The sequence below is a fragment of the Streptomyces sp. CGMCC 4.7035 genome (genome assembly GCF_031583065.1).
Lineage (GTDB): Bacteria > Actinomycetota > Actinomycetes > Streptomycetales > Streptomycetaceae > Streptomyces > Streptomyces yaanensis.
Genome location: NZ_CP134053.1, coordinates 3,791,919 through 3,805,061 on the forward strand (window position 1 = coordinate 3,791,919; position 13,143 = coordinate 3,805,061).

At 71.4% G+C, this 13,143-nt stretch carries 14 protein-coding genes; 6 read left to right on the forward strand and 8 right to left on the reverse strand.

Annotated elements, in window-relative coordinates:
* The first annotated feature begins 61 nt into the window (after nt 1-61).
* Nucleotides 62-658 (forward strand): rhodanese-like domain-containing protein, encoded by a 597-nt coding sequence (locus Q2K21_RS16180; RefSeq protein ID WP_310771342.1) that lies wholly within the window; start codon nt 62-64, stop codon nt 656-658.
* A 119-nt stretch (nt 659-777) separates the two neighbouring features.
* A complete protein-coding gene (locus Q2K21_RS16185; RefSeq protein WP_310771344.1) occupies nt 778-1,902 on the forward strand; it encodes a sulfite oxidase in 1,125 nt (374 codons plus the stop codon).
* A gap of 124 nt (nt 1,903-2,026) precedes the next feature.
* Here Q2K21_RS16185 and Q2K21_RS16190 read toward each other — a convergent pair whose 3' ends face one another.
* Together Q2K21_RS16190 and Q2K21_RS16195 are read right to left on the reverse strand one after the other, a co-directional pair.
* On the reverse strand, nt 2,027-3,409 hold the full coding sequence (locus Q2K21_RS16190; protein ID WP_310771346.1) for a nucleobase:cation symporter-2 family protein: 1,383 nt from the start codon (nt 3,407-3,409) through the stop codon (nt 2,027-2,029).
* A gap of 85 nt (nt 3,410-3,494) precedes the next feature.
* Nucleotides 3,495-4,838 (reverse strand): FAD-dependent oxidoreductase, encoded by a 1,344-nt coding sequence (locus Q2K21_RS16195; protein ID WP_310771348.1) that lies wholly within the window; start codon nt 4,836-4,838, stop codon nt 3,495-3,497.
* A 225-nt stretch (nt 4,839-5,063) separates the two neighbouring features.
* Here Q2K21_RS16195 and Q2K21_RS16200 point away from each other — a divergent pair, with 225 nt between their 5' ends.
* On the forward strand, nt 5,064-5,528 hold the full coding sequence (locus Q2K21_RS16200) for a DUF6214 family protein (protein WP_310771350.1): 465 nt from the start codon (nt 5,064-5,066) through the stop codon (nt 5,526-5,528).
* A gap of 155 nt (nt 5,529-5,683) precedes the next feature.
* On the opposite strand, the gene Q2K21_RS16205 is transcribed toward Q2K21_RS16200, so the two are convergent.
* Nucleotides 5,684-6,352, reverse strand: a complete 669-nt coding sequence (locus Q2K21_RS16205) for a DUF305 domain-containing protein (RefSeq protein WP_310771352.1) — start codon at nt 6,350-6,352, stop codon at nt 5,684-5,686.
* A gap of 98 nt (nt 6,353-6,450) precedes the next feature.
* Between Q2K21_RS16205 and Q2K21_RS16210 the strand changes: the two genes are divergently transcribed.
* On the forward strand, nt 6,451-7,950 hold the full coding sequence (locus Q2K21_RS16210) for an LVIVD repeat-containing protein (RefSeq protein ID WP_310771354.1): 1,500 nt from the start codon (nt 6,451-6,453) through the stop codon (nt 7,948-7,950).
* On the opposite strand, the gene Q2K21_RS16215 is transcribed toward Q2K21_RS16210, so the two are convergent.
* Nucleotides 7,938-8,621, reverse strand: coding sequence for a TetR/AcrR family transcriptional regulator (locus Q2K21_RS16215; RefSeq protein WP_310771356.1), 684 nt, complete (start codon nt 8,619-8,621; stop codon nt 7,938-7,940). The two genes, Q2K21_RS16210 and Q2K21_RS16215, sit on opposite strands and share 13 nt — an antisense overlap.
* A gap of 130 nt (nt 8,622-8,751) precedes the next feature.
* Nucleotides 8,752-9,444, reverse strand: a complete 693-nt coding sequence (locus Q2K21_RS16220; protein ID WP_310771358.1) for an NAD(P)-dependent oxidoreductase — start codon at nt 9,442-9,444, stop codon at nt 8,752-8,754.
* A gap of 73 nt (nt 9,445-9,517) precedes the next feature.
* Here Q2K21_RS16220 and Q2K21_RS16225 point away from each other — a divergent pair, with 73 nt between their 5' ends.
* Both Q2K21_RS16225 and Q2K21_RS16230 read left to right on the forward strand, forming a co-directional pair.
* Nucleotides 9,518-10,132 (forward strand): TetR/AcrR family transcriptional regulator, encoded by a 615-nt coding sequence (locus Q2K21_RS16225; protein ID WP_310771360.1) that lies wholly within the window; start codon nt 9,518-9,520, stop codon nt 10,130-10,132.
* A gap of 192 nt (nt 10,133-10,324) precedes the next feature.
* Nucleotides 10,325-10,570, forward strand: a complete 246-nt coding sequence (locus Q2K21_RS16230; RefSeq protein ID WP_310771362.1) for a DUF2630 family protein — start codon at nt 10,325-10,327, stop codon at nt 10,568-10,570.
* Between the two features lie 10 nt (nt 10,571-10,580).
* Here the strand turns inward: Q2K21_RS16230 and Q2K21_RS16235 are convergent, their stop codons facing one another.
* The 3 genes from Q2K21_RS16235 to Q2K21_RS16245 form a co-directional block, all read right to left on the reverse strand.
* The gene (locus Q2K21_RS16235) at nt 10,581-11,279 is read right to left on the reverse strand and encodes an HAD family hydrolase (protein ID WP_310771363.1); all 699 of its coding nucleotides are present in this window, start codon (nt 11,277-11,279) and stop codon (nt 10,581-10,583) included.
* 32 nt (nt 11,280-11,311) lie between these two features.
* Nucleotides 11,312-12,019, reverse strand: coding sequence for a phosphatase PAP2 family protein (locus Q2K21_RS16240; RefSeq protein WP_310771365.1), 708 nt, complete (start codon nt 12,017-12,019; stop codon nt 11,312-11,314).
* A 73-nt stretch (nt 12,020-12,092) separates the two neighbouring features.
* A complete protein-coding gene (locus Q2K21_RS16245; protein WP_310771367.1) occupies nt 12,093-13,028 on the reverse strand; it encodes a M56 family metallopeptidase in 936 nt (311 codons plus the stop codon).
* Nucleotides 13,029-13,143 lie beyond the last annotated feature (115 nt).

Sequence of the window (13,143 nt, forward strand, 5' to 3'; positions counted from 1 at the left end):
ATACCCCTGGGGGTAAATCTACCCCCCTTTGGGGCATCGACGACAACCAAGGATGACACCCATGTCCGAAGCACTGACCCCCACGTCCACCCCGCTCGCCCTCGACATCGCCCAGGCCCGTGCCAGGCTGGCCGACCTGACCGTCATCGACGTACGGACGCCCGCGGAGTACGCCTCGGGACACGTCCCCGGAGCGTTCAACGTTCCCCTTGACGCACTCCGGCGTGCTCTGCCCGCCCTCCGGCAGGCCGCCGCCCGGGGTGAACTGCTCATGGTGTGCGCCTCCGGCAACCGCTCCGCGAACGCCTGCGGGACCCTCGCCGAGCACGGGATCTCCGCCGCCACCCTTTCGGGCGGTACGAGCGCCTGGGCCGCCGCCGGTCATGCGGTGGAGCGCCCGGAGGGAGCCGCGCGCAGGGTCTGGGGGATGGAGCGGCAGGTGCGGTTCACGGCCGGCACGCTCGTCCTGATCGGCCTGGGCCTCGGCCTCGTCGTCCACCCCGCGTTCCAGCTGCTGTCGGCCGGCGTCGCGGGCGGCCTGGTCTACTCGGCCGTCAGTGACACCTGCGGCATGGCCTACGTCCTGGGCAAGTTGCCGCACAACCGCCCGCGCGGAACCGACCTCGACGCCACGCTCGCCCACCTGCGCGAGCGCTGAGGCAACCACGCGACCTCCCGCACGGCCGGGCCCGACCAGGAGCGGCCGGGCCCGACAAGGGGAGGCACTGCGGGGCCCGAACAGGAGCGCAACGGCCGGGTGGGGCCGATAATGCGGGCATGGGCCCACGACTCACGGATGTGAGCGCACGCGCCCGGCTGGCCGGTCCCGGGGAGGACATCGGCCGGGACGAGTTGGCGCTCGCCACCCGCAATCACGGACTGCCCCTGGAAGCACTGCGCTACGACGTCACGCCACCGGGCCTGCACTATGTCCTGACGCACTACGACATCCCGTACGTCCCCGAGGACGCCCCCTGGCACCTCACCCTCGGCGGCCGGGTGCGCAGGGCGCTACGGCTGACCGTGGCCGACGTGCGGACGTATCCCGCCGTCACCACGCGGGTGACGCTGGAGTGCGCGGGCAACGGCCGGGCACTGCTGACCCCGCGTCCGGTGAGCCAGCCGTGGCTGGTCGAGGCGGTCGGCACCGCCGAGTGGACGGGCGTGCCACTGCGGCTGTTGCTCACCGAGGCCGGTGCCGACGCCGATGCCGTCGACGTGGTCTTCACCGGCGCCGACCACGGCGTCGAACGCGGGGTGGAGCAGGACTACCGGCGCGCCCTGCCCCTGGAGGTGGCCACCGGGACCGAGCCCGAGGTGCTGGTCGCGTACGAGATGAACGGTGCGCCGCTGCCGCCGCAGCACGGCCATCCGCTGCGCCTCGTGGTGCCCGGCTGGTACGGCATGGCACACGTGAAGTGGTTGCGGGACATCACCGTGACCGACGGGGCTTTCACGGGTTTCCAGCACGCCGTGGCGTACCGGCTGCGGCAGCATCCCGAGGAGGACGGCGAACCGGTCACGCGGATCGCGCCGCGCGCCCTGCTCGTGCCGCCCGGTTTCCCGGACTTCATGTCCCGGGCGCGGGTGGTCCGGCCCGGCGCGGTACCGCTGGAGGGACGGGCCTGGTCCGGGCGGGCTCCGGTGACGTCGGTGGAGGTGAGCACCGACGACGGGCGCACCTGGCGCGAGGTCGGTCTGGACCCGCGGGACGGGCACCGGTGGGCCTGGCGCCGGTGGCACCACGAGTGGACCGCCGCCCCGGGCGACCATGTGCTGAGCGTCCGGGCCACCGACGCCGAGGGCCACACCCAGCCGCTGGAACAGCCGTGGAACCGCGGCGGCTTCGCCAACAACCTGGTCCACCGGGTCCCGGTCGTCTGTCTGGACCGGGACGGCTGACCAAGACGAACATCCGGCACAGGGACTGCCTGTACGACCGCCCTGCACAGGGACTGCCTGTACGACCGTCCTGCACAGGGACTCCTGTACGACCGCCCTGCACAGGGACTGCCTGTACGACCTCTTACCGGGCTATACGACCTCTCCCGGCACCCTCCCCGCCGCCGGCCGCCGGGCCGTCCGCCCCGGGGGCAACCGAAGCCGCCTTCGAGGGAAGGTGGTTGAAGAGCAGATTCAATACGATCGCCGTCAGGCACCCGGCGCTGATCCCGCTGTTCATCACCGTCTGGAACCAGTCCGGGAACTGCTCGTAGACCGTCGGCACGCCGACCGGCAGCATGCCGACCGCCACCGAGACGGCCACCACCGTCAGATTGTGGTTGCCCTCGAAGTCCACCTCGGCCAGGGTGCGCAGCCCGCTCGCGGCGACAGTCCCGAACATCACCAGGCCCGCGCCGCCCAGCACCGGTGCCGGAACCGCCGCGACCACCGCGCCCAGCTTCGGCAGCAGGCCCAGCAGGACGAGGATGCCGCCGGCGGCCGCCACGACCCAGCGGCTGCGCACGCGGGTCATGCCGATGAGGCCTACGTTCTGCGCGTACGCGGTGTACGGGAAGGTGTTGAACACGCCGCCGAGGACCGTGGAGAGCCCGTCGGCGCGCAGACCGTCCGCGAGCGAGCGCGGCTCCACCGTGCGACCGGTCAGCTCGCCGACCGCGATCAGGTCTCCGGTCGTCTCGGTCATCGTCACCAGCGCCACCACCAGCATCGACGCGATCGCCGAGGCATGGAAGACCGGCGTGCCGAAGTGGAACGGCGTGCTGATCCCGACCCAGTCGGCGTCCCCGACCCCGCCGAAGTCCGTGAACCCGAACGGCACCGCGACCGCGAGTCCCACCACGATGCCGATCAGCACCGCGATCCGGCTCAGGAACGCGGGCGCGAACCGCTGCACCCCGAGCACCACCGCGAGCACGAAGGCCGCGAGCGCCAGGTTCTTCGGCTCCCCGAAGTCCTGCGACCCCTGGCCGCCCGCGGCCCAGTTGCCCGCCACCGGCAGCAGCGAGACACCGATGATCAGGATCACCGTGCCGGTGACGAGCGGTGGGAAGAACCGCAGCAGCCTGCCGAAGACCGGCGCGAGCAGCATGATCGCGAGGCCCGCCACGATCACCGAGCCGTAGATCGCGGGCAGTCCGCCGCCCGTCGTCCCGATGAGCACCATCGGGGAGACGGCGGCGAAGGTACAGCCCTGCATGATCGGCAGCCGGACACCGAAACGCCAGAAGCCGACGCACTGGATGAGCGTCGCGATGCCGCACACCAGCAGATCGGCGGTGATCAGGTATGCCAGGTCGGCGGGCGACAGCTTCATGGCTCCGCCGACGATCAACGGGACGGCCACCGCGCCGGCGTACATCGCGAGGACGTGTTGGAGCCCGAAAGCGGCGAGTCGGCGAATGGGTGGGACTTCGTCCACAGGATGCACGGGTGTCGTGGTCGTCATGGGGGAGACCGTAGGCCGCTTGAACAGGTTGTTGATTTCGGGGTGATTGCTGCTCTGTGTCGTGCCTGCGGCCCGGCTCCGACCTTCAGGGTGCGCCGCAGTTCGCGGCGGCCAGAAGGGACTCCCAATCCGGGAGCTTCACCACTCTGCGGCCCAGCGACGCCCCCAGTTCCGCCTCCGCCCGCTCGATCGCCAGCCAGCCCGACCACTCGACCGGCGCGAGCCCGTCCGCCCGGAGCGCCTGCGGCGCGTCCTCGGGGACCTCACGCCGTACCAGCCCGGGCGCGTCCTCCAGCAGTGACGTCACCGTCTCCTTCGCGCACGGACGGTTCGTGCCGATGACGCCCGTCGGGCCCCGCTTGATCCAGCCCGCGACATACTCGCCCGGCGAGACGGCCCCCTCCCGCAGCACCCGCCCGGCGCGATGCGGCACGGTGCCGGTCTCCCCGTCGAACGGCAGCCCCTCCAGCGGCACTCCGCGATAGCCGACCGAGCGCAGCACGAGTTGTGTCTCGATGTCCTCGTACCGCCCGCTGCCCGTCACTCCGCCGCTTCCGTCGGGGCGCGTCCGCTCGAAGCGCACCGCGCCCACGCGGTTGCCGGCGGCGAGCAGTTCGACCGGCCGCAGGAAGAAGCGCAGCCGGATCCGGTGCGCGGCGCCCCGTGGCGGTGTCGCGGCCCAGCCGCGCAGCACCTCGATGTTGCGGCGCTGGGGGGCCGGCAGTCCGGACGGGTCGACGTACCCGGGATCGAGCGCCAGCTCCTCCTCGTCCACGACCACCTCGGTGTCCGGCAGGGTGCCCAGCTCGCGCAGCTCCTTGGTGGTGAAGCGGGCCTGCGAGGGGCCGCGCCGCCCCACCATGTGGATCTCGGTGACCCCGCTGGCGGCCAACGCGGTCAGCGCCGCCTGCGGCATGTCGGTCGGGCTCAGCTCCGTCACCCCGCGGGCCAGCATGCGGGTCACGTCCACCGCGACGTTCCCGACACCGATGACCACGGCCGTCCGTGTGCCGAGCAGGAACCCGTCGGCTACGGCGTCCGGGTGCGCGCTGTACCAGGACACGAATTCGGTAGCCGACCAGCTGCCGGGCAGATCCTCGCCCGGGATGCCCAGATGGCGGTCGGTCGCGGCGCCCACGCAGTAGACGACCGCGTGGTACAGCTCGCGCAGCCGGGCGGGCGGCACGCCGCCCGTACCCACCTGGAGGCCGCCGAGGAACCGGACCCGGTCGTGCTCCAGGACCGTGCGCAGATTGTTCTGCAGGGACTTGATCTTCTCGTGGTCCGGCGCCACCCCGTACCGCACCAGCCCATACGGGCAGGGCAGCCGGTCGAGGACGTCGACGCGCACCTCTGGATCCTGCTGGACAAGGCTCTGGGCGGTGTAGACACCACTGGGCCCGGAGCCGACGACGGCGACACGCAGCACGGCGGAGCTCCCTCGTGGAGGAGATCGCTGATGGCTCCAGCATGGCACTGCACACGGCGTGAAGGGAGAGGGAGCGGGGCGGGCGTGTCGCTGGGCCGACGGGGTGCGGTGCACGCTCCTCCTGCGCGTGGCTCTCCCCATGGATTGTGATCATTCGCTTACGTTGTGTATGTGCTGGAAGAGCCCTTTGAGGATCTTTCTGATCGCTTTCGATCAGACGGAGCGGTGTCCGTGTGGCCCGCGTGGGAAGTGCAGGACCATGAGAGCGCTGTCTCGTGGTTCGGTGTCCGGCTGGACTTCCCCGACGGGGGACAGGTCGACGTCCTCGCCGTCGTGGCCGCCGGATGTGTGGCGATCGAGGAGGTGCGGGCTCAGCCGCCCCTGTCGCTCGACGACCTCGCCGCGCTCGCCGACTGGATCGAGGAACCGCTGCTGGAGGCGTGCGGCGCGGCGCCCGAACCCTCGCACGAGCCGGCCCCGGCACCCGCCCCCCGCGCCGACCCCGACTGGCCGGGCGGCCTCGAAGGGTGGCGCCTGGTCGCGCAGGAGTACCTGGCGGCCCAGCGGCAGGGCATCGACCCGGTGTCCGCCGTGATGCGGATGACCGGATGCAGCCGCCGTACATCACTGAAACTGATCGGCGGAGCACGCGACATCGGGCTCCTGACGCCACGTCACGCCCAACGCTGAGCGGTCGCCCGGTGAACGGCGCCGCTCCCCGTCCGGCCTCGTGGACTCGCCGCCGCTCCCCGTACGCCCTCGTGGACCCGCCGCCGCTCCCCGTACGGCCTCGCGGACCCGCCGCCGCTCCGGCCTGTGACGGCGGGCCTGTGGGGCCGAGCCCGTCACAGCATGTCGCGCATCCGGCTGATCTCGCTCGTCTGCTGCGCGATCACGTCGTCGGCCATTTCCTCGATCTGTAGGTTGTTGCCCTGCGCCTTCACCTCCGTGGCCATGGTGATCGCCCCGCCGTGGTGCGTGATCATCAGCTTGAGGAACAGCTCGTCGAACGCCTCGCCCTCGGCCGCGCGCAGCCGCTTCAGCTGGGCCTCGGTCGCCATGCCGGGCATCGTGCCGTGCTGGTGCGAGGGGCCCTGACCCTCGCTGTCGTGCGTCTTCAACCAGCCCTCCATAGCGGCGATTTCGGGCTTTTGTGCGGCCACGATCCGCTCTGCCAGCCGCTTCACCTTCTCCGACTCGGCGTGTTTCGGTGCGAGTCGGGCCATCTCCAGGGCCTGCGCATGGTGCTCGATCATCATCCGCGCGTAGGAGAAGTCCGCCGCGTTCGGGGTGTCGTCCTCGGCGCGCCGTGTGGCGGCCTCTTCGGCGGAAAGCGTTTTGGCCGCCTCTCCAGGCTTTCCGGGCGCGATCACCGAAGGGCCCTTCGGTGCCGCGGAGTTGGTGCTCGATCCGGAGTCGCAGCCGGCGAGCAGGGCCACTGCCAGCGGCAATGCCAGCAGCGATACGACGGACGCGTGGCGACCGGGCGCACGCGTGTGATCAAAGGAGTTCATGACGAATGTATTGCCATCTGTTGATCTCCGCATGAGACAGACGATACTTCGGGGGTCCGTGATCCGTTCAAGCCCGAACGGCTACCAGGGAGGACTCAGTGACCCTGTCCCACGCCCCTCGAACGCGCCGCAGACGCCTGGGAGTCGGTGCTGCCGCGGCCGGACTCCTGGCCGCGCTGCTCACGGCCGGCCCCGCGGCCGCCACCCCCGACCCCGGGGACGGCCCGGCCGCGCGCGAGGTGTCCAAGAGCGCGGCGACCGAGGCCGGAAAGGCGATCGCGAGCGGCGAGATACCCGGCCAGGACGAGATCGTCCACTCCGCCAACGTCGACCACCTCGCCAACGTCCCCAAGGACGCCCTCGCAGGCATCAATTCGGACCTGGCCTTCCAGGGCAAGTACGCCTTCGCCGGCAACTACGACGGCTTCCGCATCTTCGACATCAGCAACCCGAAGACCCCGAAGACGGTCGCTCAGGTCCTGTGCCCCGGCTCGCAGAACGACGTCTCCGTCTCCGGCAACCTTCTCTTCCTGTCCACCGACTCCTCACGCAGCGACAGCAGTTGCAACAGCACCACACAGCCCGCGACCGAGAAGTCCTCCTGGGAGGGCATGAAGGTCTTCGACATCACCGACAAGACCAACCCCAAGTACGTCGCGGCCGTCGAGACCGCCTGCGGCTCGCACACCCACACGCTGGTGCCCAAGCGCAAGAACGTCTACATCTACGTCTCCTCGTACTCGCCGAGCGCCTCCTTCCCCGACTGCCAGCCGCCGCACGACGGCATCTCGGTCATCAAGGTGCCGCGCGAGGCCCCCGAGAAGGCGGCCGTGGTGAACTTCCCGGTGCTGTTCCCGGGTGACGGCCCGGACGGCGGCGGCAACCCGGGCTCACCCACCAACCCGGGCGTCTCCAAGACCACCGGCTGCCACGACATCACCGTGCTTCCGGACAAGGACCTGGCGGCCGGTGCCTGCATGGGCGACGGCATCCTGTTCTCCATCGAGGACCCGGAGCACCCGAAGGTCATCGACCAGGTGCAGGACAACGTGAACTTCGCGTTCTGGCACTCGGCGACCTTCAACCAGAAGGCCGACAAGGTCGTGTTCACGGACGAGTTGGGCGGTGGCGGCGGCGCCACCTGCAACGCGGCCATCGGCCCGGACCGCGGCGCCGACGGCATCTACGACATCGTCGGTAAGGGCGAACACCGCAAGCTGGTCTTCCGCGGCTACTACAAGATCCCCCGCCACCAGGCGGACACCGAGAACTGCGTGGCCCACAACGGCTCGCTCATCCCGGTCAAGGGCAGGGACCTCATGGTGCAGGCCTGGTACCAGGGCGGCGTCTCCGTCTGGGACTTCACCGACTCCGCGAACCCCAAGGAGATCGCCTACTTCGAACGCGGCCCGCTGACCACCGACAAGCTCACCGTCGGGGGGTCGTGGTCGGCGTACTACTACAACGGCTACATCTACTCGAACGACATCGCCAAGGGCCTCGACGTCCTGAAACTGAACGACCGCCGCACGGACCCGGCACAGCGGGTCAGGCTGCGCGAGCTGAACGTTCAGACACAGCCGGACTACTTCGACTGACCGTCCTTCTCCGGGTTACGGCTCTCCGTCGCGAAGAACCGAGACAGATCCGTCTCGTACGCCCCGCCGGTCGCCTCCGGTTCCGGCGGGGCACCCATCTCCCGGTCCAGGCCGTACCGCTTGAAGAGCTCGGCCCGCAGCACGGGCAGTGGCATCGGAACGCCCGGCACCAGCGCCGCGTAGACCGCGCCCATCAGCAGGGCCCGCAGCATCGGGTAGTCGGTGTCGACGTCCGCGGACCCGCGCCGCTCGACGGTGTCCCGCAGCAGCTCCGCCAGCCGCTTCTGCTCCGGGCACTGCACGAACCCCTCGGCCTGCAGCATGCCCGCCATGTGCTGACGCATGAGCACGGGGTGGTGCGCGGTGAGGCCCAGGATCGCGTCGATGGCCCGCGCCATCCGCTCCCGTCCGTCCTCGGTGCGCGGCTCGCGCTCCAGCGCCTCCTCCAGAGTGCGGTGCATCAGCCGGTGCACCGCCGACTGGAGGAGCTGACGCTTGCCGGGGAAGTAGTACGAGACCAGACCCCGTGCGGAGCCGGCGCGGTCCGCGATGTCGCCGAGCGTCGTCGCGTCGTAGCCGCGCTCGCTGACCAGCTCGACCGCGGCCTGCAGGAGCCGTTCGCGCGAACGCCGCCGCAATTCTTCATTGACCGAGGCGCTGCGCGGGGACATCCTGGACTCCTGCGTTGACTGGCTGCCAGCCAACTATACTCAACGCATGTGGGACCGGGCCGCGGAGGGCCGGTTCCAGGTGGCGCCTGCCCTGGGTCACGCGGGGGATGATCCAGGGCGGACGCCGCGGCTACCGCGCGCGGACGGCCTCGCGCCAGATGAGCCGGGGAATGCTCGGCTTCACGTCCTTCGTGACCACCCCCATTGCGCGGCGCACATGGCGCTCCTCCACCAGCTCCCGCAGCATGGCCGCCGCCAGATCCGCCCGCGCGGTGAACACACCGTCAGCGCTGCCCTCAGCGGTCAGATAGCGGGTCGGCTCCGGATGGTCGAAGAGGCCGGACGGGCGGACGACCGTCCACTCCAGCGGGCTCTGCCGGAGCACGGCCTCCATGCGGCGCATGTCCTCGTGGGCGGTGCGGGCGATCACCCGGTTCACATAGGGGTCCAGCACGTGGTTGAAGAACAATGCGCCGCTGGGCCGCCAGGCCGGGTCGAGGACGCTGGAACTGACCGCGATCAATCGCTTCACGTCGTGCCGCGCCATCGCGTCGGCGATGTTCCGGGCGGCCGTCGAGTAGAGCGTCACCGGCGCCCGCCCGGGCCGGACGCCCAGCGCGGACAGCACGGCGTCCGAGTCCGCGACCACCTCGTCGACCGCGTTCGCGTCGGTGGCGTCGGCGTCGGCGAGGGTCAGGCCCTCGCGCCCGGCCATGGGGTGCGGCCGGCGGGTCACCGCGGTCACCCGGTGCCCTGCCGCCAGCGCCTGGGCGACCAGCTGGTGTCCGGTGGGTCCGCCCGCTCCGAAGACAACGATCCGCATGACTTCTCTCCCTGGTGTGGTGGTTCGGTCGTGCCTTGACACTGGCGCCCGGAGCCGGGGATATTCAACGCTGATGAATAAAACCCGCGGCCGCCCGCCGGGCCGCCCCGCCACCAAGGACCGGATCGCCCGCGTCGCCCGGAGCCTCTTCCTGGAGCGCGGCTACCAGGGCACGACGCTGCGCGCGGTCGCCGCCGGAGCCGATGTCGATGTCGCGCTCATCGGCTACCACTTCGGTTCGAAGCAGGGCCTGTTCGGTGAGTCGATGAATTTGCGGTGCGGCCAGTCGAACGCGATCGTGAGCGCCCTGGAGGGCGACCCCGCCGGACTCGCCGACCGTCTCCTGGAGGCCGTCACCGCCCTGTGGGAGGACCCGTCCGGCACGGGCTTCTCGGCGATGGACGGCACGGCGCTGCGGGACGAGGACGTGATGCGGGTCTTCCGCGAGTTCCTGGAGCGCGAGGTGCTCGGCCGGATCGCCGACCACATCGGCGGCCGGGATGCCACGCAGCGGGCCACGGCAGCGGTCGCGGTGATCGGCGGTCTGATCTTCACGCGCTATCTGAACCCGCTGGGCCCGGTGGTCGCGCTGGACGCGGCGGACGTACGGCGAATCCTGGGCCCGTCTCTGCGCGCCGCCCTGCACGGCCGCCCGCGCCCCGCCAGGCCCTTCGCGCAGGTGCCGTAGAGCCGCTGACCGTCCCCAGGCGCTGCCGTCGTATTCCCGCCTGCCCGGCGCCGCCCGGCGACCACCCTCGAGCCCTCGACTTCGCGCGGGCCGGGACGGCCATGATGCCGCCGGGCCCGCCCTCCGGGCGGACGACGCGAGGGTGGCGACAGGGGCCTAGAGTGGGCAGGAGTCCCAAGGAGGCGTACGCACATGGACCAAGAGCAGATCCTGGCAAGGATCACCGCGATGGTGGACGAGGAGCGCGGTCTGCGTGACGCGCTGTCGTCCGGCCGGATCGACAGCGACACGGAACAAACACGGCTCGCCCACCTGGAACGCGAACTGGACCAGTGCTGGGACCTGCTGCGCCAGCGCCGCGCGAAGGCCGAGTTCGGGGAGAACCCGGACGACGCCCGCGTACGTTCGTCGGAGCAGGTAGAGGGCTACCAGAGCTGAGCCGCCCGGCTCAGCCGATCAGGTCCAGCACGGGACGGAGCCCGTCCGGGCGCTCGGTCACCGGACGGTGGTCGACGAAGTGCACCGCGCAGCCCAGGTCGGCGGCGCCGCCGTCCGCGCGGGGTTCGTCGCCGACCATCAACGTGTCCTGCGGGGCGATGCCGAGCGCGTCGCAGGCATGGGCGAACAGCCGGGTGTCCGGTTTCTGGATGCCGTGTTCGTACGACAGCGCGTACGCGTCCACGTACGGGTCGGCGCCGTGCTCGCGGAAGACCGGGCGCAGGTCCCAGCCGATGTTGCTGACCACGCCGACGGCCACCCCGCGCCCGCGCAGCGTGCCGAGCACCTCGATCGTGTCCGGGTAGGGCTGCCAGGCGGCCGGTGTCATATGGCGGTCGTACAGCGCGTCGTGGAGTTCCGGGTCCGGCAGCGGCACCTGACGTGAGAGGCCGGTGAACGCCGCCCGGTGCGCCTCGGCACTGCGGTCCCGGACGGCCCACAGCGCGGCGAGGTCGTCCGGCAGCGGCCCCGCGGGGAGCGCTCCGCCGGCCAGCGCGCCCGCCGACTCCAACCGCTCGGCCGTGCGCACCAACTCCGGCTCGGGCAGGGTGACGCCGGCCTCCGCCAGCACCGCGCGCAGCCAGGATGCGGTCGGCTCGATACGGAAGAGCGTCCCGGAGAAGTCGAAGAGCACGCCTTTGATCGTCATGGGGATGATCCTTCGCGAGGCGGTGCCCGGGGTCAAGGACGCCTCGTGCGCGGTGCCGAGGGCTCCTGCGGTCCGCTCCATCGCTCGTGCGACGCCACGGCGAGCGCGACCAGCAGGGCGCCGAGCAGCCAGCCGCCCACCACGTCCGACGGCCAGTGCACACCGAGCCAGACGCGGGTCAGACCGACACCCACGACGGACACCACGGCCACCACGAGCGCCGTGTTCCACAGGACGCGCCCGGCGCCGTACCGGCGAAGGAGCCACAGCAGCAGGCCGCACACCACCGTCGCCGTCATGGCGTGACCGGAGGGGAAGGCCGCGTAGTGGGCGGAATCGACGGGATCGGGCCACACGGGCCGTGCCCGGCCGACGGCCGCCTTGAGGAACTGCTGTGCCAGTGTGCCCAGCGCACACGTGGCCGCCACCCACAGTGCGAGCCACCACGCCGCATGCCGCCACAGCAGCCAGACCACGGCGGCCACACACAGGATGCGCATGGTCAGCGGGTCCCACACCCAGTCCGTCAGGATGCGGAACACGTGCGTGATTCCGGGGTGGCTCACCGCCCAGCGGTGCGTGGTGCGCGAGATGTCCCCGTCCAGCGCCATGAGCGGGTGCCAGGAGACCGCGACCAGCACCAGGAGCAGCGCCGACGCGACGGCCAGGGCCGCAGCCGTGAATGCGGCGGTCCGCGGGTTCGGTCGGTGGGGCGGTGAGTCGACGGGCGCGAGGTGCATATGGTGCATCCTTGCCGACGCGGGGGACCCGGAGCCAACCAGCAACGGCGCCCGACCCGTGTGAACCGGCGGGTTATCCCAGGGCCCGCAGCCCCGGTACGAACGCCACCAGCACCGGAATCACCGGCACCAGGGCCGCGGTCGCCGTCAGCCGCAGCCGGTGCGCCGCCGGAAGCCGGTCCGGGGGAGTGAGGAGGCGGTGGACACGCTGCGGGACATGGGCCTGCGGGGTGGGGCAGGGCCCGAACACGCCCCGGTCCTCGTTGAGTTCCACCAGCGCCAGCGCGGTCGTGAGGCGGCCGTAGCGACGTGAGGCCATGTCGTCGGCGGCGAGTTCGACCAGCCGGTGCATCTCGTCGCGGAACGCGGCGAAGACCGGCACCTGCGGAAACCCGTTGGCCAGCGCGGCCGAGGAGTGCAGCAGCCAGTCGTGCCGGGCCCGCGCGTGCCCCTGCTCATGGGCGAGCACGGCGTCCAGCTGCTTGCCCTTGAGTCGGCGCAACGCGGCCGTGGTGATGACCAGTTGGGGCGCGGTCCCGGGCAGCCACCAGGCGTCCGAGCGTTCACCCTCCAGGACCACCAGCCGGTCGCTGCCGGGCTCCTCGCCGGGCAACAGCGGGGCCCGCACGAGCAGTTCGGCCTGGCTGTGCCGACGGCGCGCCCGCGCCCGGACCACCTCCCGAACCAGCATCGCCGCGCTCCACACCCCACCGCAGGCCAGCGCCACGGCGGTCGCCGCGGCCCACGGGCTACCGGTGCTCAGCGCGTAGGCGTCCACCACCGAATGCGGTGCGGGGGCGAACACATGCCCCCGCACGGCCACCCACGCTGCGGCCGCGCTCAGCGTCATCGACAGCGCGCAGCACACCAGGACGGCCGCCACCACGCACTGCCACACCCACAGGGCGACCACCGGCTCTCGGTCCGGCCAGTCCGCGCGGGCGAGCAGCCGCGGAGCGAGGACGGCGGTCAGGGCGCCGAGCAGCAGCAGTGCCGCGGGGACCATCATGGTCCGAAGCCTATGAGCCGCGCGGCGCCACGGGATACGTACTGTCGCGGCAAAGTGACGCACGCCACGGTTTGGTACGACCCTGGCCGAAGGCCGGGACGCTCCCGCATGCCGA